17 protein-coding genes are annotated in these 19,385 nt (G+C 57.4%); 3 read left to right on the top strand and 14 right to left on the bottom strand.

The genetic code is table 11. The annotated features are described in order from the left end of the window. The 3 genes from CI601_RS03895 to CI601_RS03885 form a co-directional block, all read right to left on the bottom strand. Positions 1-2,448 carry an ATP-dependent DNA helicase RecG gene (locus CI601_RS03895; RefSeq protein ID WP_121914372.1) on the bottom strand — a complete coding sequence of 816 codons (2,448 nt, stop codon included), beginning with the start codon at positions 2,446-2,448 and terminating at the stop codon, positions 1-3. Positions 2,449-2,549: 101 nt separating this feature from the next. Beyond that, a complete protein-coding gene (gene rpmB / locus CI601_RS03890; protein ID WP_015021347.1) occupies positions 2,550-2,744 on the bottom strand; it encodes a 50S ribosomal protein L28 in 195 nt (64 codons plus the stop codon). 124 nt (positions 2,745-2,868) lie between these two features. Then, a complete protein-coding gene (locus tag CI601_RS03885) occupies positions 2,869-3,894 on the bottom strand; it encodes a helix-turn-helix transcriptional regulator (protein ID WP_121914371.1) in 1,026 nt (341 codons plus the stop codon). A 372-nt stretch (positions 3,895-4,266) separates the two neighbouring features. On the opposite strand from CI601_RS03885, the gene CI601_RS03880 reads away from it, so the two are divergent. Further along, positions 4,267-5,076 (top strand): ABC transporter ATP-binding protein, encoded by an 810-nt coding sequence (locus CI601_RS03880; RefSeq protein ID WP_121914370.1) that lies wholly within the window; start codon positions 4,267-4,269, stop codon positions 5,074-5,076. Here CI601_RS03880 and CI601_RS03875 read toward each other — a convergent pair. Continuing rightward, positions 5,036-5,707: a sugar O-acetyltransferase gene (locus CI601_RS03875; RefSeq protein ID WP_395947999.1), complete on the bottom strand. Its 672-nt coding sequence runs from the start codon at positions 5,705-5,707 to the stop codon at positions 5,036-5,038. The genes CI601_RS03880 and CI601_RS03875 overlap by 41 nt on opposite strands. Before the next feature lie 200 nt (positions 5,708-5,907). On the opposite strand from CI601_RS03875, the gene CI601_RS03870 reads away from it, so the two are divergent. Beyond that, entirely contained in the window at positions 5,908-6,357 is a 450-nt protein-coding gene (locus CI601_RS03870) for a GNAT family N-acetyltransferase (protein WP_121914368.1), read from the top strand. Beyond that, positions 6,357-7,241: a mechanosensitive ion channel family protein gene (locus tag CI601_RS03865; RefSeq protein ID WP_259465302.1), complete on the top strand. Its 885-nt coding sequence runs from the start codon at positions 6,357-6,359 to the stop codon at positions 7,239-7,241. Before CI601_RS03870 ends, CI601_RS03865 begins: the two co-directional genes overlap by 1 nt. Before the next feature lie 155 nt (positions 7,242-7,396). Here the strand turns inward: CI601_RS03865 and rbsD are convergent, their stop codons facing one another. From rbsD to CI601_RS03815, 10 genes are all read right to left on the bottom strand, one after another. Continuing rightward, entirely contained in the window at positions 7,397-7,792 is a 396-nt protein-coding gene (rbsD, locus tag CI601_RS03860) for a D-ribose pyranase (RefSeq protein ID WP_121914367.1), read from the bottom strand. 82 nt (positions 7,793-7,874) lie between these two features. Continuing rightward, on the bottom strand, positions 7,875-8,822 hold the full coding sequence (locus tag CI601_RS03855; RefSeq protein ID WP_121914366.1) for a substrate-binding domain-containing protein: 948 nt from the start codon (positions 8,820-8,822) through the stop codon (positions 7,875-7,877). Between the two features lie 68 nt (positions 8,823-8,890). Further along, a complete protein-coding gene (locus CI601_RS03850) occupies positions 8,891-9,877 on the bottom strand; it encodes an ABC transporter permease (protein ID WP_121914365.1) in 987 nt (328 codons plus the stop codon). Positions 9,878-9,900: 23 nt separating this feature from the next. After that, entirely contained in the window at positions 9,901-11,400 is a 1,500-nt protein-coding gene (locus CI601_RS03845; RefSeq protein WP_121914486.1) for a sugar ABC transporter ATP-binding protein, read from the bottom strand. 181 nt (positions 11,401-11,581) lie between these two features. Further along, positions 11,582-12,589: a LacI family DNA-binding transcriptional regulator gene (locus CI601_RS03840; RefSeq protein WP_121914364.1), complete on the bottom strand. Its 1,008-nt coding sequence runs from the start codon at positions 12,587-12,589 to the stop codon at positions 11,582-11,584. Between the two features lie 786 nt (positions 12,590-13,375). Beyond that, positions 13,376-14,524 (bottom strand): D-alanine--D-alanine ligase family protein, encoded by a 1,149-nt coding sequence (locus CI601_RS03835; protein ID WP_183129741.1) that lies wholly within the window; start codon positions 14,522-14,524, stop codon positions 13,376-13,378. A gap of 293 nt (positions 14,525-14,817) precedes the next feature. Continuing rightward, positions 14,818-15,816 carry an NAD(P)H-dependent glycerol-3-phosphate dehydrogenase gene (locus CI601_RS03830; protein ID WP_121914363.1) on the bottom strand — a complete coding sequence of 333 codons (999 nt, stop codon included), beginning with the start codon at positions 15,814-15,816 and terminating at the stop codon, positions 14,818-14,820. A gap of 116 nt (positions 15,817-15,932) precedes the next feature. Next, complete coding sequence (locus CI601_RS03825) at positions 15,933-16,826, bottom strand: 1-acyl-sn-glycerol-3-phosphate acyltransferase (protein WP_121914362.1); 894 nt, start codon at positions 16,824-16,826, stop codon at positions 15,933-15,935. 14 nt (positions 16,827-16,840) lie between these two features. Further along, a complete protein-coding gene (murA, locus tag CI601_RS03820) occupies positions 16,841-18,172 on the bottom strand; it encodes a UDP-N-acetylglucosamine 1-carboxyvinyltransferase (protein WP_121914361.1) in 1,332 nt (443 codons plus the stop codon). Positions 18,173-18,311: 139 nt separating this feature from the next. Then, positions 18,312-19,364 carry a CPBP family intramembrane glutamic endopeptidase gene (locus tag CI601_RS03815; protein ID WP_183129740.1) on the bottom strand — a complete coding sequence of 351 codons (1,053 nt, stop codon included), beginning with the start codon at positions 19,362-19,364 and terminating at the stop codon, positions 18,312-18,314. Positions 19,365-19,385 lie beyond the last annotated feature (21 nt).

Here is a 19,385-nt window from a genome sequence, read left to right as displayed (position 1 = left end):
TCAGCTTGAGACCAGGAAGCCTTCGTTGCCCCTCATGAAGTCCAGAACGGCGCCAGCCAGTTCGGGCTGCCCGGCCAGAGCAGGGTCGGATTCCAGGAGTTGGTCTGCCTGGGTTCGGGCACGGGCGATCATGGGCGCGTCGGTGACCACCCGCAGAAGCTTCAGAGAAGAATGACCGCCGGACTGGGCATCACCCAACACATCGCCGGCTCCTCTGATGCGGATATCCTCCTCGGCGATTTTGGCCCCGTCCGTAGTGTCACGAATGACCTCAAGCCGCTCGGCAGCTGGAGAATCCTCAGGGGCGCGCGAAATCAGGAAAGCCCAAGAGTCAGTGCCGCCGCGTCCCACCCTGCCACGCAGCTGATGAAGCTGGGAGAGCCCGAACCGATCGGCATCAAAGATGACAATGCAGGAGGCTTGGGGCACATCCACCCCCACCTCCACCACAGTAGTGGCTACCAGCAGGGGCGCGCGACCCGAGGCGAAGTCCGCCATAACAGCATTCTTTGTGGCGTCGTCATCCCGACCAGTCAGCGTGGCCATGGCAATGCCTTGGAATTGCGGCAGGGCGGCCAGTCTCTGACTCATTTCGGCCACCGAGTGCAGAGGCGGACGCTGGCCATCACCTTGGCCTTCCTCAACCAGCAGTTCAGGTTGGGAGTCAGACGCACTGGATTGGCCGGAGCGGTCTGAGGAGACCGAAGGGTCGTCCTCATCGTCGATGCGAGCGCAGATGACATAGGCCCGCTCCCCAGCCTCGATTCGTCGACGTAGATGCAGGAACATGGCACCCATGGTCGCTCCGTCAGACTCGGCGATGACGTGGGTACGGACTGGTTTGCGGTTGCTGGGCAGCTCGGTCAGGGTGGAGATGTCCAGATCACCGAACCAGGTCATGGCGGCTGTACGCGGGATGGGCGTGGCGGTCATGATCAACAGGTGGGGAACGCGATCGGATTTGCGACGCAGCTCCTCACGTTGCTCAACCCCGAAACGATGCTGCTCGTCGATGACGGTCAGTGCCAGATTGGGAGCCTGGAAGGTCTTGGAGAAGGCCGCGTGGGTGGCGATGACGATGCAGGGACGGCCCGAGGCCGAGACAGCCAGGGCAGAGCGGCGCTGGGCCAATCTCATGCCACCGGTCAGCAACACCAGAGGCAGAACCAGCTGATCCGTCATACGAATCATGGTGACGTTGTCCACAGGCTTATGGCGGCCTTCTACGGCAGTGGCGGTAACATCGGTGCCCATGGCTTTGAGCATGCCGCCGATAGAGGCATAGTGCTGCTCGGCCAACACCTGGGTCGGAGCCACCAGGACGGCCTGATGACCGGCCTGGACCGCCTGGAGCATGGCTGCCAGGGCCACTACGGTCTTGCCAGAGCCGACCTCGCCCTGCAGAAGCCGCTGCATGGGCTGATCCTTGGCCATGTCGACACCGATATCATTGATGACCTGACGCTGGCCATCGGTTAGCTGGAACGGCAGGGAGTCGATGAAACGGGCAGGCAGGGTGTCTGGACGGTCGGCGCCCGAATTCGCACATGGATAAGTAGGCTGCTGCTGGGTCTGGCGACGGGTCTGCAGGAGTGCCGTCTGCGAGACGAAAGCCTCCTCGTAGCGCAGGGTCTTGCGCGCCGCAGCGAAGTCCTCAGGGCTTTCGGGCGCATGCATGCCCAAGAGGGCACGGGCACGATGCATCAGCCTTTGGTCGACACGGACCTGCTCGGGCAGCACATCAGGTATGGCTCGGCCCAGCACTTCCGGATCAATGCGGACCTCGGCACTGGGCTGCTCCTCTTCGACCCCATCGGCCTGCGCCAGCAGACGCAGAAAACCCAGAATGACATCGTGAATATGGTCCGAGGAGATGCGGGAACTGGCATGATAAACCGGCCGTGGGCGACGGACGCGTTCCAAGGCCTCGTCAAGGCTGGCTACATCGGGTCGAGAAGCGTCCGCCAAAACCTCTCGATCCGCATCGGCAACAACCAGGGTCTCCGGATGGGTGAACTGAAGCTGGTCCATGTAGATGCCGGGCTCACCGGCCACGACCAGATCCGCCCCTACCTGCAACCGACGGACCATCCAGTCCATATAGGGCTTCTTGTGAGAGAAGAAAACCAGCCTGACCGCCAGTGGATTGCCGCCTTGACTACTGACGAAGGCTGCATCGTCCACCATCACGTCCAGCCGAAAACCCCGGTGCCCGCTCAGTGGCACCAGACGCACCTGATCAACTCGGGCGGCGAATGCACAGGGCTCACCCAGCCGAATGCCGGCAATAGTGGTGACCTGCATGGGATCGGTAATGCGGAAAGGATAGTAGGTCAGCGCATCCCCCACTGTGACCACACCCAAAGCCTTGAGGGCGCTCACTCGACGCCTGTTGGCCACCAGCGAAGCCACGGTACTGTGCAGACCAACACGATCCACTGCCGACATACCCGATCACCTCCCGCAAGCGCCGACCATCATCCCTTAGGATGACAAGAACCCCCGGAGCTTATGCCCCCGGGGGTCCATATACGACCGACAAACCGCACTCAGGCGGCGATGCGCTGCACCTTGCCGGCCTTGAGGCACTTGACGCAGACACGCAGACGCACATTCTGACCATCAACGGTGGTGTGCACCGACTGCAGGTTGGGGCGGAAGATGCGCTTGTTCCGGATATGCGAATGAGAAACACTGTAACCGGTCTGCGGGCCCTTGCCGCACACCGCGCAACGAGCTGCCATGATGACTTCCTTTACGTTGTTTTCCAAGTCGTCCCAGGTGTCCTTGCCCGCAACGCAAGGCTACGGATGAACACACAACTTTGTTAGACTACTACATTCCGTCAAGTAAGGCAAATCAGCGGTCTCAAGCACGAGGAGGCTTGCGGAAGATGCCAATCAGTGATTGGAGCACTCCGCAGAACACCCCGCCGATGATCCAAATAGCCCAGAATGGGATGCGCCACCCGAAGAGGTTGTCATAATTGCCCGAGAAGAGCATGGTCAGGGCCACCAGCGTACAAAGACCCATGATGGTTCCGCTGATGGCATTGCTTATCCGGTGCTCATACCGGTAGGTATCCCAGCGACCGTCTTCGACGGAATCAATCTGCCTGTTGTAGGCCCGGAGGTTCATCATCCTATGGCTTGTTCCCGCATGGACCAGCAGAAAGACCCCCAGAGCCAGGAGAAGGAAGAAAACGAACCCTCTGACCTGATCGGACCAGCCCCAGATCAGGAATCCAGCAGAGTTGATCCCCACATCCAAGAGCACGACTGCCAGACCGCAGACCAGCTCCCAGGTAGTCTGCCGATAAACCCGCGAGCGCTCCTCATCGGTATAGAAATCCGCTACATAGGGATGTCGGCGGCGAAAATCCCTTCTGGCGGAAACCGCCGGTATCAGACAGGCCAGGCCCGGGACGATGCCGATCATCAGAGCAAGGAAGGCCAGACCATTCTGTGCGTCGGTCGGCTGGCTGACTGCGGCGAAGAGACCGGCGAAAGCCAGTCCCAGCATGATGAGGGCGATGCCGAAAGCCATCCGAAGACTGTAGGCATTGCTGAAGGAGGCGTAGCCGGTCACGTCTTCCGCAGCAGACTGAACAGGTATAGTCGTGTGCGTTGTCGAAGTCGTCTGCGCGGCATCCTGATGGTCAGGCTTGGACGCACGCTGCCCGGAACCCGGATGCCGAACATCGCCTAGAACCAGGTCATCAAGGGTGCAGCCGAAGAGGTCACAGATGGCCAGGAGCTTGTCCATCTCAGGATATGCCTTGTCCGACTCCCACTTGGACACCGCCTGACGGGATACCCCCACCAGCATGGCTAGCTGCTCCTGAGTCATGTTGCGCTGCGAACGCAGATATTGCACATTGGTTCTGAAACTCATAATGTTCTTTCTCCTGATCGGCAGATTGCCGATTCAACCAGCAACGAGACCATGATGAAACGCGCAGGGCTCCGATCGCCACCAGCTTTGGGTTGCACCGGACAAAGACACCAATATTTTCTGTCAACCGACGGTTGCATCCTTGCAATTCCAAGGAAGCAGGTGGTCGCTGAATCCCTATCATCCCCCCTCCGGCAAGCAATACGTCCCCTCTATGTTCACGATACATACCCTTCAGGAGGGAATGCGAATCCTGCGAACCTCAACCCTGAATCGTCCCCGATTCGACCCTGAAAACACCCTGACAGGAGCTCTGACCATGGTCTTATAGAGGTAGGAACCAGGCAGATGATGACTGAAAGGGAGGCAACGATGCAGCATCGGGCGATCAAGGATCCATACGCGCAACCGCTCATTCTGGACAAGATCTGCTACGACTACAGAACGCGGCAGAAGCAGGGCGCCCGGGTGTTGGACGAGATCAGTCTGGAATGTCAGGCGGGAACCTGGACGGCCATCATGGGTCCTTCGGGCGCCGGCAAATCGACCCTCCTCTATTGCGCTGCGGGACTGCTCCAGGTCAGACAGGGCAGGGTGGCCATCGCCGGGGAAGACCTGACCCGGATGAAAGAGAAAGAGCTGACCAGGCTCCGGCGCGACCATATCGGCTTCGTTTTCCAGGACTACAACCTAGTCAACGCCTTCACCTGTTTGCAGAACACCATGCTGTCCAGCCTCTTCGGCGGCAGGAAAATCTCCGCCCAAGCAGCCCTGTCTGCCCTGTCGAATGTCGGATTGGAGGGGTACGCCAACACCTATCCAGCTGACATGAGCGGAGGCCAGCGGCAGCGCGTGGCCATCGCTAGGTCCCTGGCCGCCAGCCCGGAGATCATCATGGCCGACGAACCCACCGGTGCCCTGGACACCCATAGCTCGCGGGAGGTCATGGACCTCTTCGACCTGGCCGTCCGCAGCGGCCAGACCATCCTCATGGTGACCCACGACCCCAACGTCGCCGCCCGCGCCCACCGGGTCATCTTCCTCCAGGACGGGCGCATTCAGGCTGCTTGCCCGGGCGGAGACCCACAGACCATAGCCCAGCAGCTGGCCAGCATGGATGCTGCGCCAAACCCGGAGGCCTTCAGCCCTCCTCTGGCAGTTCCATCCGATCAGCTTCGGTGATGGTACGAATTACCCGACAGGGCACACCCACGGCCAGGGAGTCAGGTGCGATGTCATGGGTGACCACGGATCCGGCCCCGATAACCGCACCATCGCCGATGGTCACTCCCCCGGCTACAGTCACATTTGATGCCAGCCAGCAGTTGGATCCGATGGTTATTGGAGCACCCAACTCGTAGTCGAAGAGGGAACCATCCGTATGGCGCCTCAGATTCCGCTCCTGCCACCGCAGGGGATGCAGGGGGGTGGCCAGGGTGACGTTGGGGCCGATCATCACATCGTCGCCAATCTGCACAGGGCAGGTATCCAGAACAGTGAAGTTGAAATTGGCGAAGATACGCGAACCAAATTTAGTAAAGCATCCATAGTCGAAGTAGATAGGCCCCATAAAGTCAACGTCCTGACCATGTTCGGGCACCAGCTCGTCCAAGAGCCGGCCGCGCAGGTTTTGCTCCTGCTCAGAAGACGCGTTAAAAAGACGGCAAAGTTCGTGGGCTTTGATTCGCAATTGGCCCAGTTCGGGATCCGAGGCGTCATAGAGCTCGCCAGCAAGCATCCGCTCCCTCTGAGAGCGCCAAGCCCCTTTACCGGCTCCGCCTGCCACACCTGTCAGTTTTGAGTCCTTATCCATGGCCATCCAATCGTTCCCGCGTCACTTCAATGTCACTGCTGCAAGTTTGCACTGCTTGCATATTCCCCATCCATGTAATCGTCTGGGTCAGACAGCCGACAGCCACACGTACATTCGTCATCCTGCTGCGGACATCCGTTCACGCCAAGGATCAAGCTTGGTAGATTGGAAGCAGCGAAGGACCATGGCGAGGAGGAAGCATGCGGTATGAGGTTAGCGAAGCCATTCCCGAGGATGCCAAGGCCATCCGTAAGGCCGTATTTGTAGAGGAGCAGGGCTTTCACAACGAATTCGACCAAACCGACGATGCCAGCCTCCATATCGTGGCCTATGACGGGGTTAAACCTGTCGGGGTATGCCGAATCTTCCCTGACCAAGGCAAGGCATGGACCCTTGGTCGATTGGCCGTTCTTAAACCCTATCGTGGTCAGCACCTGGGCGCCAATTTGGTAGCCAAGGCTGAGGAAACCGCTCGGAGCCACGGGGCCGACCAGCTCACACTTCACGCCCAGGAACGGGTAGAGGGCTTTTATAAGGCTTTAGGGTATAGAGACATCGGCATTCACGACCAGGACGAGGGATGCCCGCACATGTGGATGGACAAGCCCCTAACGGACAGCGCTGGAAACGAGCCGGAGAATGAGGCCTGATGAATCTGACCGTCAACTTTGCCAACACAAGCATCAATCCGAATAAGGATCCCATGGGAAGATCCGAACAGGCCATCTCCAGCTTCAGCGATGCCGTCATCTATTGGTTTCGCCAGAATTTTGGAAAGATCATCCTGCTGATCGTCGTGGCTGTCTGCGCTGCATTAATCTCCAAGATCGTAGCGGCGGCTATGCGACGTGCCCTGGAACGGACCAACCTGCCCAGTGCCTCCATCTTCGTCAACATCGTCCGCGCCCTGATCTGGATCTTTGCCGCCGCCACAGTCCTGCAACCCGTCTTCGGAATCAACCCATCCACAGTGGTCGCCGCCCTGGGCGTCAGCGGCCTGGCACTCTCCTTCGGATTGAAGGACACGATCGCCAATATCGTCGGCGGCTTCGGACTGATGGTCAGCAAGGTGGTCCAACCCGGTGACATCATCACCATCCAGGGCACCACCGGAACGGTCCGCGACGTGACCTGGCGCCATACCATCGTCATCGACAGGACCGGCAACCAGCTGCTGATCCCCAACTCCATCCTCAACACCACGGCGCTTGAGAAGATCACCGAGGCCGGCGAGGCCGCCACCACGGTTCCCTTCACCCTGCGGGGGGATGCCGATATAGCCAGGTCCTCCCATTCCATTGCACAGGTGGTGGCCCAGGCAACCAAGGGCATGGCCATGCCAGCCAACCCACCCATCGTTCAGCTTCAGGGCTTCACCCCTTACGGCATCAAGGGCCAGGTAGTCATGTTCGCTAAGCAGGGCGTCATCGCCGCCGATATGCAGGATGCCGCCACCCGCGCTCTGGCCGGCCAGGACTACCTGGTCCAGGAGACCGAAGCACAGATAGGCGGCATGGAAGCCGACAAAAGTTAAGAATTGCTCATCCGTTCCGAACAGACTCCCTATATAATCCCGTAGGCTCTATTCTCGTAGATACGAACAAGAAGACGCCTCTGACGATCATTGAGAAGTAGTCAAAATAGTAAGAACAACCCTATCCTCGCCATTTCTGCTCTTGTCAGTCAAGTTCAGAAGGGAACCCCGCAACGAAAAATCACATTAGAATAGGAAGTTGTTTCACCAGTGCGTATGACGAAGCGCACACCTTTCACTCTGGCCTTAAAACCGTTTTCGCCATCGTGTGGGCAGTAGGTTAGGGGAATATCGAAACGATCCTTCACCCAGCTTTCGGCTTCGGTCCCTCTAGCTTCATCCGCCATGAGACCTGTCTCCAGGACCAATTCCGGTTTAAGCACATCCAAGACCTGACAAAAACGAGGCACGCCAAAAGCCAATGCCAGGTCAATCACTTCCACTCCATCCGGAACTGGTAGGCCTGCATCCGATATTACAAACCTATCCTTGTGTCTGAGCCGAGCCACTGCGGCGGCCATCTGCGCATTCAATATCCCATGAGTTAGCATTCTTGTTTCCCTTACATGCTTTGCGCGCACGATGGCACGGGTGCGACAGGAGCCACACCCGTGCCGTTCGCATGCCTATCCTTTACTGGAATTGTGAGACGTTTTCCTTCGTCACGGTCTTCACTTCAATGGCCTGTGTCTTTTGGACTTTCTGACCCTTGAGAATCTTGGAAGCCGCCTGAACCGCCTTCTGGCCCAGCACCTTAGGTTGCTGGGCTATGGTGCCCACAGCCTTGCCATCAGCGACTGACTTGAGTCCATCTTTGGTTCCGTCGAAGCCGAAGATCTTGACATCCTTGCCGGCCTTATCACCCAAGGCTTGGACACCGCCTAGAAGCATCTCGTCATTCTCAGCATAGATGCCTGTAGCATCTGGGTGTGATTGCATAAGGTTGGTTGTGACATTGAGAGCTTCAGCACGATCGAAGTTGGCCGTCTGCTCAGCTACGACCTGAATACCCGAGTACTTCTTAATCCGATCCTTGAAGCCTTTGCCGCGATCACGCGTAGAAGCTGCTCCGGGAGTCCCCTGCAGGATGATGACCTTGCCTTTTTCGCCGATAGACTTGGCAAGCTCATCAGCTGCCTGGGCACCACCAGCCACATTGTTAGAAGCAATATGGGAGTCGACGCTCTCACCGGTGACGGCACGGTCCACGGATATGACCGGCACTTTAGAGGAGAGAAGAGGAGCGACGGCTGATGCAGCCGCATCGGAATCCACTGGATTGATGATCACAGCCTTAGCCCCTTGGGATTGAGCATTTTGGGCTTGGTTCTGCTGCGTGGCTGAATCGTTCTGAGCATCCGAAACCTGAAGGTCGATACCCAGCTTCTGGGCCTCTGCCTTTGCACCGTCCCGAAGATCCACGAAGAAGGGATTATTGAGTGTGGATACCAGGAGGGTCACTTTTTCATTGCCAGAAGACGAACCTGACGATCCGCAAGCCGACAGGCCCACCATGAACGTGCCAGCACATACCAGTGCCAGAGCTGCTTTCAAGCCCTTGTGGAGTTTCACATTAATCATTTCATTCTCTTTTCTTGTTTTTTGTTACTTGTTTGGTTTCGATACGGGTACTGCTCAAAAGCGTGGTTTCAGTGCGCATCCTCTTTGCGGCGCAAGGTATCAAAGCTCACAGCAGCTGCGATTACAAGACCGATGACAACTTGCTGCCAGAAAGAGGAGACGTTCAGGATATTGAGACCATTACGAATTACTGCAAGAAGGATGGCGCCCACGAAAGTCCCGGACACTTTACCTTTACCGCCGGAAAGGGAGGCCCCACCGATGACGGTCGAAGCAATGGCATCCATTTCATATCCCGTAGCAGCCTGCGGCTGTGCAGAGTGAAGTCGACCTGCAATAACCAGTCCGGCCACGGCCGCGAAGATACCTGAAAGAATGAAGACAACGATCTGCGTCTTATGAACTGAAATGCCAGACAACCTGGAAGCCTCCATGTTGCCGCCGACTGCATACATAGACCGACCAATAGTTGTGAAATTCAAAATAATAGCCGCGATGATCCCCATGATGATCATCATGACAATGGGGACGGGGATATTGAGGATCGTGCCGCCGAAGAAATTCACCACACCTGAAGTGCTGATAGGTCTACCGTCCGATATGACCAGCGTCAACCCTCTGGCAACCGACATCATGGCCAATGTAGCAATGAAAGAGGGAAGCTTCAGATACGCATTGGCAATGCCGCTCAAAGCTCCGAAGACAGCACCAGCTACAATGCCAATGACAACAGTCAACCATGCCGGCATGCCCATGGAGGCTCCGGCATATGCGGCGAACATACTGGAGACAGCCGCAACAGATCCAACGGAAAGATCAATACCCGCAGCAACAATGGCGAAAGTTTCCCCGAAAGCTAGGATGGCGACTGTCGCGGCCTGTATGCCTACATTAAGGATGTTCGATCCTGTGAGGAAGGCAGGTGTGGCAAGGGAAAGAATGATGGCCAGCAGTATGAGGCCAATCAAGGCCCCGTTCCTCATGGCGAATTTCTTGATTTCTTCCCCTGCGGATCTCCCCACAGCTGTGTTGCCCTCATTCATCTTTTCAGACATTTCTTTGCTCCTTCGCGCTTTGATCAGTCGTTTACGGCTGCTTCATCCATGTGGGAAACTGCTAGAGCCATGACTTTTTGCTGATTGGCCTCTGCGGCGGTCATGGAACCGCTGACTTTGCCATTGCTCATGACGATGATTCGATCGGACATGCCCAAGACCTCCGGCAGGTCAGAGGAAGCCATGAGCACTGCCCCACCATTGGCAGTTACCTGGTTGATCAGCTCATAAATTTCGACACGGGCCCCGACATCCACACCACGTGTAGGTTCGTCCAAAAGCAGAACCTTGACATGGGCCATGGCCCACTTGCCGAATACGACTTTCTGCTGATTGCCTCCGGATAGTGATCCGGCGTTCTGATTGATGCCAGCCATACGGATTGATAGTTTTTCCGCAGTCAGCTCTTCGCGTTTCTTTTGTCCAGAGCGGTCCACGAACCCCATACGGGCGGTTGAACGCATGGTAGGCAAGCCCAGATTCTCACTGACTGCAGCCTCCGCGATAAGCCCCTGTGCGCGTCTATCTTCGGGCACTAGACCGACCCCAGCGTTGATAGCCGCATTGATGGAATTCTTAGGAAGGACCTTGCCTTCTACAGTCACAGAACCAGAGTCATAATCATCAGCGCCAAAGATGGCCCGGATGACTTCCGTCCGACCCGCACCAACTAAGCCGGCCATGCCGACCACCTCTCCGGCCCTGACCTCAAAGGAAACATCCTCCATGGTGCCTTGGCGCGTCATACCGTCTACTTTCAGAAGCACCTTTCCCGGCTTCTGTGCCTGGCGAGGATACTGATCCTCAATGTTGCGCCCAACCATGAGCTTTATAAGCTCAGGTTCCGGCGTGGTTGCAGGAACGGTATCGATATACTGCCCATCGCGTAAGACTGTAACGATATCGCCCACCTTCGCAAGCTCATCCAGATGGTGAGAAATGAAGACCATGCCCACACCCTTGGCCTTGAGATCACGCATGATGTCGAAGAGATGCTCACATTCATGGTGAGTCAAGGCAGCGGTGGGCTCGTCCAGGATAAGAATGGATGCGTTCTGCATGAGAGCCTTGGCTATCTCTACCATCTGCTGGCGAGCCACGCCTAGCTCTCCCATCGGCCTAGAGACATCCTCATCCAGCTGTATCAGTTTCAAGGCCTCTTTGGCCTTGCGCCTCATTTCTTTCTTGTTCACTAAGCCCGATGAGGCAGGTAGATTACCCAAGAACAGATTTTCCATGATCGAGAGTTGGGGAACCATATTCAGCTCTTGATGGATGACTGCAATCCCCAACTTCCTGGCAGCATCGACATTCGGAATGCGTACCTGTTGACCGTCGATTTCGATGTGTCCCTCATCTGGCTGGTAAATCCCACTCATCATTTTGATGACCGTGGACTTACCTGCACCGTTTTCCCCAAGAAGAACGTGTACCTTGCCTGGTTCGACGGTAATAGATACTCGATCGACCACCTTGGTATCGCCGAATTTTTTTGAAACTTCGACGAGAGATAATTGTGTCATAGTGTTCACTTTCATATAAACTCAATGAGCTCCATTGCGGCTGCGCTTATTGAACTCATTCATCGGGCCATGCGAAAAGCGGGCTACAACAGTGAAGCACCGCTCTTCATAGTCGGTTTACCCATTCGAACTGGGTGGTCGTCGGTTCACTCTTCCCCTAATGAAGGAGAAACGAGGGTGATTACCTTATTCTCGGAGTACCTAGTGAACCCCGGGGTATGTAAATCGTCTTCACCCGCTCGTGAAACTCGATTTTCTTGCCAGCCAACATATCCAGGAAAAGACGTGCGCCTTTGTGGCCGATTTCCTGCACTTGTTGGGATATGACCGAGATCTTGGGAGATGAAAGCGAAAAAATGTCCAGATCATCAAACGAGATCATCGACATTTCCTCACCCGGTGTGGCACCTGTGTCATTCAACAGGGACATCGCTCTCACCGCATCCGGCGAATACCCGAATATCATGGCGTCCGCACCTACATCACTCATGCGTTGAAGGACAGAAGCGCAGGAAGCCTGATCGAAACTGGTCGATTCCACGAATAGGTTCTCTTCTCCAAACAAACGAGATGCCACCTGCCGAAAAGCCAGTTCGCGTTCCTGTAAGGACGGAGAATCCAACACCGGGCCGGACACATAACCAACCTTGCTGAATCCGTGGTCACGAACATCACGCAGAGCCGACTCCATACCAGGAAAAGGATCGGAATCCACCACCGGGACATCTCGCATACCCTTGACATGCCGATCAACGAAGATAACCGGCAGGCCGCGTGCTACGAGTTGACGCAGGGCCCTCGTTTGCTCGCCCTGAGGGACGATGATGGCTCCATCGATTCGCTGCGACAGAATGCTCATGATAAAGGCATCCTGACGAGAACCGCTTTCTGAAGAGGTACCGATGAATGTGCTGTAATTTCGCTTGAATAAGGTGTCTTGAATCGCATACGCCAAGTCTGCAAAGTAACCGTTCCGGATATCTGGAACCAGCAAACCCACGGTCTTGGTTCTGGAAGAACGCATGGCTCGGGCCCGCGAATCCGGAATGTAATCCAGCTCCTTGGCGATTTGTTCTATTCTCGCTTCAGTCACCCTGGATACACGTCCAGCATGGTTCAATGCCCTGGAAACCGTAGATACCGATACCCCGGCGCGTTGAGCCACTTCGCGGATTGTCACGTATGCCATCACACCTCCTCTCAGTAAACGCTAGCATTCAGTGCTCACCTGACAACGTTCCTTACGTGCCAACCCGATTGCTCTACCAACCGAGTCGATACAAGAAGTTCCAGAAGAGTAGGGACGAATGTTTGACTTGATTCATATGACTTCTCTAGATCCGCAACGTCGACGATACGGACCAACTGCACTCTTTGGATATGCGTGAACAATCATCGTTCACATCCATAGCCAGTGCAAGAACGTTTCCGCTATTTTATGCTCTCTCCTTTCAGAAAAGAGCGGTAACGTTGCCACAAGTATATAACTGTCTGTCCAAGGGCCACAACCTGGTTGGAACAAAAGGCGTGTCGTACGGGAAATTCGGGGAACCCGCATGCTCGAAAACTAGCCACCCCGAACATCAGATCTGATTAGGCTAGGCAGAGCAATAAGGGCCGGCTACAACTTTCAAGACGCAAACCAAGCGATTAAAACAGTACAAAGACACCATCGAGTGCGTACAAAGTGGTACGACATCTACGCACGCTCGAGTTCCAACTGATGAGTTAAAAGCACACGATCATATGCTGTTCCTATGCAATCGAGCACAGACAACAAACCGATCGACTAGGTGGCTCAGCTAACTACCCAAGATCAGGCCCGTTCGACCTTGCAGAAGGCAGGATTATTGCGCACCAATATGTATCTCGCTCATATCTTCCCTCTAGGGCAAAAGAGAAAGACTGCGCGAAAACGGCAGGCAATTGAAGCGGTTCTCAATATCAGAACTGACTTTGCCTACTCCTGCAACCGTCAGTCTAAGGCGCCTTCGATCAGCTCGGTTATCAAGTCTCGCATATCCAGACCAGTTGCTTCCCAGGCCTTGGCATACATGGAGATGGGCGTGAAGCCAGGCATGGTGTTGATCTCGTTGACGATGACCCTGCCCTCGGGCGTCACAAAGCAGTCAACACGGCTTAAACCGGCACCATCCACGGTTCTGAAGGCCTTGGCAGCCAGGTCGCGAACCTTTTGAAGAGTCTCCTCTGGCAAATCAGCGGGAACCTCCACGTGGGAGGCGGAGGAGTCCACATACTTGCTGTCGAAATCGTAGAAGGCCTCGTCCTGATCGGTCTTGTCCAGCACCACCTCGCCAGGCCAGGCTGTACGGGGTTTTGTGTCCTTGCTTGAGGCGAGCACGGCGCATTCGATCTCCCGCCCTTCAATGCCCTCCTCCAGAAGGACTCGCCAGTCATGCCTTGCAGCCTCGGCAACCGCAGCATCCAGGGCTTCGGCTTCAGGCTTTTCTACCTTAACCACACCAAAGCTGGATCCTGCGCGGGAAGGCTTGACGAAGAGCGGGTAATGCAGCTCCGCCTTCTCCACAGCAGCCAGCAGGTCGGCTCCGGACCGCTGTTCACGGGAGTCAATGGCGATGCCGGGAGCCACAGGTATGCCGGCTTGGCTGAGCAGAATCTTGGTGTAGTGCTTGTCCATGCATGCGGCAGAGGCGAAGACCCCGCATCCTACGTAGGGCAGCCCCATCATTTCAAGCAGGCCCTGCAGTGTGCCGTCCTCACCGTATGGGCCGTGGAGCACCGGAAAGACCGCGTCAACATGCCCCAAAGGCTCCAGGGACCCAACTGTCCGGGAAGGTTGGGCTCCAGAGACCAGGTCGTCATGATCGCCGATTAGAAACCCATCCCTGCCGCGGGCCATGTCAAGAATGACCGGACGGCTGCTTTCCGTTATCTGCACCGTAGGCAGACTGGCATCGCCCAGACCCCACTGCTTGGGATCCTGGCCGCCTATGGTCCATCGGCCGTCCTTGGTGATGCCAATGGGAATGGGCTCGTATCGGTCGGTATCGATGGCATTGAGCACACCGGCCGCCGACACACAGGATATGGAATGTTCGTCAGCACGCCCGCCATAGAGCACCACAACACGTTTCCTGACCATCATCCCTCGGCTTTCCTCATCCTGGACATGCATTCGAGCCTCACGCATCTGCTCGGGCAGATACACCACTCAAGACAGCAGAATATCCCCTTGGCGGGCAACAGGGCCTGGTCAGGGTCGCTCATCCACAAGCTTGGCACGAACAGGCATGGTCGAGCTGACGCAAGCACCGGACAAGTCAGACACGCGATTGATTCGGAAAACCATATATCGTCAAGCACAATACTGGTAGCGTCGGCTTCAAAGCCTTCGCACCCTCGATAGCCTTCAGAATGTTCTGATGGCCGCCAGATTCACTCTGTGGTGATCTGCCCGCCGAAGAGCTCGTCAATCATGCCCCGGCAGCTCAGACCCTGACCCAGCACATGGCTCATGGCCGTAGCCAGCGGGGTCGCCACCTGGTAACGCCTGCCCAGGGCGACGACAGCATCGGTGGTGGGCACGCCCTCGGCGACACCCTTGCTGACGCGGGTAGCCTCCTCAATGCTTTTGCCCTGACCCAGGTTAAAGCCAAAGGTGTAGTTCCTGCTCAAGGATGAACCGCAGGTGGCCACCAAGTCGCCGACCCCGGCAAGACCGGCGAATGTCTTGGACTTGGCCCCGCAGGCCTCCCCTAAGGCAGTGAGTTCAGCCAGACCCCTGGCCTGAATCATGGCGGCCGTGTTCTCCCCGAATCCAGCCCCCCGCGACATCCCGACAGCCAGTGCAGTGACGTTTTTCAGCGATCCGCACATTTCCAGACCGATCACATCGTCCGAGATGAAGGCCTTGAAATAGTCGGTCGTACAGGCACGGGCCACTCTCATGGCAGCATCGGCATCAGCGCTGGCGACCACGGTAGCGCTGGGCTCGCGGGCGGCCACCTCCTTGCTCAGGTTGGGGCCTGATACGGCCGCAAACCTGACCGGGCCCAGGTCCAGCGTCTGGCAGACCACCTGATCCATCCGCCTGTCAGTACCCCGTTCAATCCCCTTCATCAGGGAAACCACAATGGCATCATGACCCAGCAGACCCTTGAATTCCGTCAAGGCCTCACAGGCATGCTGAGCAGCTATGGCGACGACCACAATTTCAGCCCCCGAGACGGCCTTGGCCCGATCACCCTCAGCGCTGATGGCGTCAGGCAACCTCTTCACGATCGGCAGGCGGCGAGCATTCGAATGCTGACTGTTGATTTCGTCCACGACATCCGGGTCGATGTCCCACATGACCACCTGATTGCCTGCGTCAGCCAATACCTGGGCAAAAGCGGTTCCCCATGCGCCTGCTCCCAATACTGCGATCTTCGTCATCATTCTCCTTTGCATAATGCCGTGCGCACGGGAACGCCGACCAGCAGCCTCAATCTTGTCTCTACCATCCTATGACACCACCGCCAGGCAAGGGGAATTAGAGGCGGGTTCCGGCCTTACTGCTCGTTTCTGGGCCGACGGGTCATGGTCACGTAATCGAAGTATCCAGCCACCGGGGGCTCTTCGCCACGAATCTCGGCCATGACCTCCTCCATCCGGTTGCGCAGGCGGACACAAAGGGCATGCACGGACTGCTTGGGAGGTTCCGCTCCCCACTGATCCACGTCTTCCAGAAGGTCGGCATAGTCAAGGAGCCGGTCATAGCACATGACCACGTTCTTTCGAGGCCAGGGCCACTTGTGATTGATCGAAGCCGCCCCCCAGGTGATGCTGGGATACAGAGGAACCATGCGACCCAGCTGCCGCGAGGCCTCCAGGGCGATGAACCCGACACCGGGCTTGAGCGACATGGGCCACTTCAGAGGGTCACGGGTCACGGTTCCCTCGGGCCAGATGGTCAGGGGCCTGCCCGAGGTGATGATGCTGATCGACTCCTCCTCAATCGACCTGGCTTTGCCGGACTTACGCTCCACCGGCTGCATGCCCACCATGCGAAACCAGCTGCCGATCAGGGGCCAATGGGCCATCTCGGCCTTGGCCATGTATCGTGGACGACGACCCAGGTGGAATAGCGCCATCATGGGAATGAAAACGTCGAACTGGGTCACATGGGTGGCTGCGGTAATAAAGGGGCCGCTCTGCGGCACCCGCTCCAGGCCCCAGGCATAGACCCGGCAGGAGTCCCGCACCACCTGGGAGACTCCACGCAACAGACGGGTAGTCCCCACAGGGTGTTGACCGTCTATCTCGTCCAAGGCCGGTGTGCGGTGTCCAGTGGGATAGTAGCGGGTCGGATCCACCAACCTGTGCCGCTGGGCCAGCAGAGCCACCTGCTGGTCAGACAACGCTGGCACCGCAGACCGTGGGGAGGGTTTGCCTTTGGAAACCATCTATGCCTGCCGGATCAGTCGATCTGCGCGTCCAGGGCCAGCAACTTGTCGCGGAAGTCTTCGTAGCCGCGGTCGATCAGTGAGATGCCGTGAACGTTGGATGGGCCGGATGCTGTCAGTGCGGCGATCAGGTGGCTGAAGCCGCCACGCAGGTCGGGCACGTCGATGTCCTGGCCGGTCAACGGTGTGGGACCGAAGATGACCGCAGAATGGTTGAAGTTGCGCTGCTGGAAGCGGCAGGGCAGGGATCCCAGGCACTCCTTGTAGAGCTGGATGGTGGCACCCATCTGAATCAGCGGCTCAGTGAAGCCGAAACGGTTCTCGTAGACGGTCTCGTGAACGATGGAAAGACCCTTGGCCTGGGTCAAAGCGACCACCAGAGGCTGCTGCCAGTCGGTCATAAACCCTGGGTGCACATCGGTCTCAATGGCCACGGGCCGCAGGTCGCCGCCCGGATGCCAGAAGCGGATGCCGTCGTCGCGCACGTCGAACTGGCCGCCGATCTTGCGGAAGACATTCAGGTAGGTCATCATATCGGGCTGGTGGGCGCCCTTGACCATGATGTCGCCATGGGTGGCCAGGGCGGCGGAGGCCCAGGAAGCGGCCTCAATCCGGTCGGGCAGGGAGGTATGGGTGAATCCCTTGAGGGACGGCACCCCCTCAATGCGGATGGTCCGATCCACATCCACGGAAATCTGCGCACCCATCTTCTGCAGAACCGCCACCAAGTCCATGATTTCGGGCTCGGTAGCCGCCCCGGACAGCTCGGTGCGTCCTTCGGCCATGACAGCTGCCAGCAGGGTCTGCTCCGTGGCGCCCACCGAAGGGTAAGGCAGGTGAATCTTGGCCCCATGCAGACCGTTGGGCGCTGTGATGTGTATGCCGGCCTCATGCTCCTTGTCGACATTGGCCCCCAGCTTGCGCAGGGTCTCCAGATGGAAATCGATGGGCCGGCTGCCGATGCGGCATCCGCCCAGAACGGGGATGAACGCCTCCCCCATCCGATGCAGAAGCGGTCCGGAGAAGAGGATGGGAATGCGGGAAGAGCCCGACAAGGTGTCTACATCAGCCACGTCGGCCAGCTCCACATGACTGGCATCGATGGTTACCACGCCCTCCTTGGGACGGACATCCACCTTGACCCCGTGCAGCCTCAGCAAGTCCGAGACCACATGGACATCGCGGATCTCGGGAACATTCTTGAGCACTGAAACATCTGGAGCCAGAAGGGCCGCCACCATGGCCTTGCTGACGAAGTTCTTGGCCCCGCGGACCTGAATGGTGCCGTGCAGGGGTCTGCCGCCCACCACATGCAGCACATCATTCTGTGTATTCACCTTGGGCATATATCGGCTTCCTTCTCGTATCTGCTCAGAGCCGGGCTTTGGCACATCATCGGCCCTATCTGCAAGTCTGCCACAAGGGGTGTGGGGACACCGTGAATTGTCGCCTCCGGCATAGAGCGTCCACCCGGTCAGGTACTGGTCAGGCACCGGCTGAAACGAAGGGGGTCAGCATCGTGAAGCCCATGATCAGCAGCAGCATGATGAAAAACGGGCAGGCCCAGGCGCCATAGACGTTCGTATAGGTGCGGTTTTCCCGCAGAAAAGCGACAATCCGATGACGGCCCAAATAGAGAACCAGGACGGCTGCCAGCAAACCCGCCAGCATCATGAGCACGTTGATATAGGAGGACATGTTGTCGCTCATAAACCTGAGAAGGAGTTCCAGCCCGTCGCTGACGACCAGGTTGTTGAACACGTGCAGGGCTATGGACCAGAAGATGGAGTATTCGCAGGCCAGATAGCCCAGGAGCAGACCCATAATGAAAGCGAAGAACCCCTGGCCAAGGTCGCCATGGAAGAAGCCGAACATGACCGCGGAGGTGACGATGGCGAAGACGTGGCCGTAGGGCTTCAGCGCATGCAGGATGGCCCCTCTGAAGACCAGCTCTTCAATGACGGGGGCCAGCAGGCTGACGTAGATGAACATGGGAATGGTACCCGAGGCCTGTTGGATCTGCTCGGTCGTGGTCCAGGACTGCTGCACTCCCAGCCGCGCCGTGGTCCAGTCCATGCCTGACTGATACCAGTCGGCCAGGGTCTGCCCGGTCAGCGTCAGCGCAAAACATCCCAGCAGCACCTGCCAGGTCATGGGGTGCAGATCAGTGTGGAAGATACCCGAAGGACCGGAATCGCAGATCTGCCGGCGTCGTGTAAAAACCAGGAAGCAGAGACCTGTGCAGGCGGCGATCAGATTGATGATGCCCCCATACTCCTTGTCGGCATGGCTCATCACATAGATAAATCCCGAGTGGGCAGGCACTGGATCAAACACGGCATTCCACTCCATCTGAGCCAGAACACCGAACAGAAGGCCGACACTGTTGATAATGAGCAGATAGACCAGCAGCAGGGCGGCCTGACGGTTGAGCATTCCCCTGGCCGCACTCATCCATGCGCGATCCGCCGTGCCTCGTCTGGGCTTTTGAGTCTGCCCAGTCCCTGACGCGTCGGGCGCCGTCGCTGTCTGCCCCATGTCACCATGCCCTTTCATGAT

The sequence above is a fragment of the Bifidobacterium sp. wkB344 genome, assembly GCF_003688305.1.
GTDB classification, from domain to species: domain Bacteria; phylum Actinomycetota; class Actinomycetes; order Actinomycetales; family Bifidobacteriaceae; genus Bombiscardovia; species Bombiscardovia mizhiensis.
Note: the sequence above shows the minus strand (reverse complement) of the source record. Positions and strands in the feature narration are given on the sequence as shown.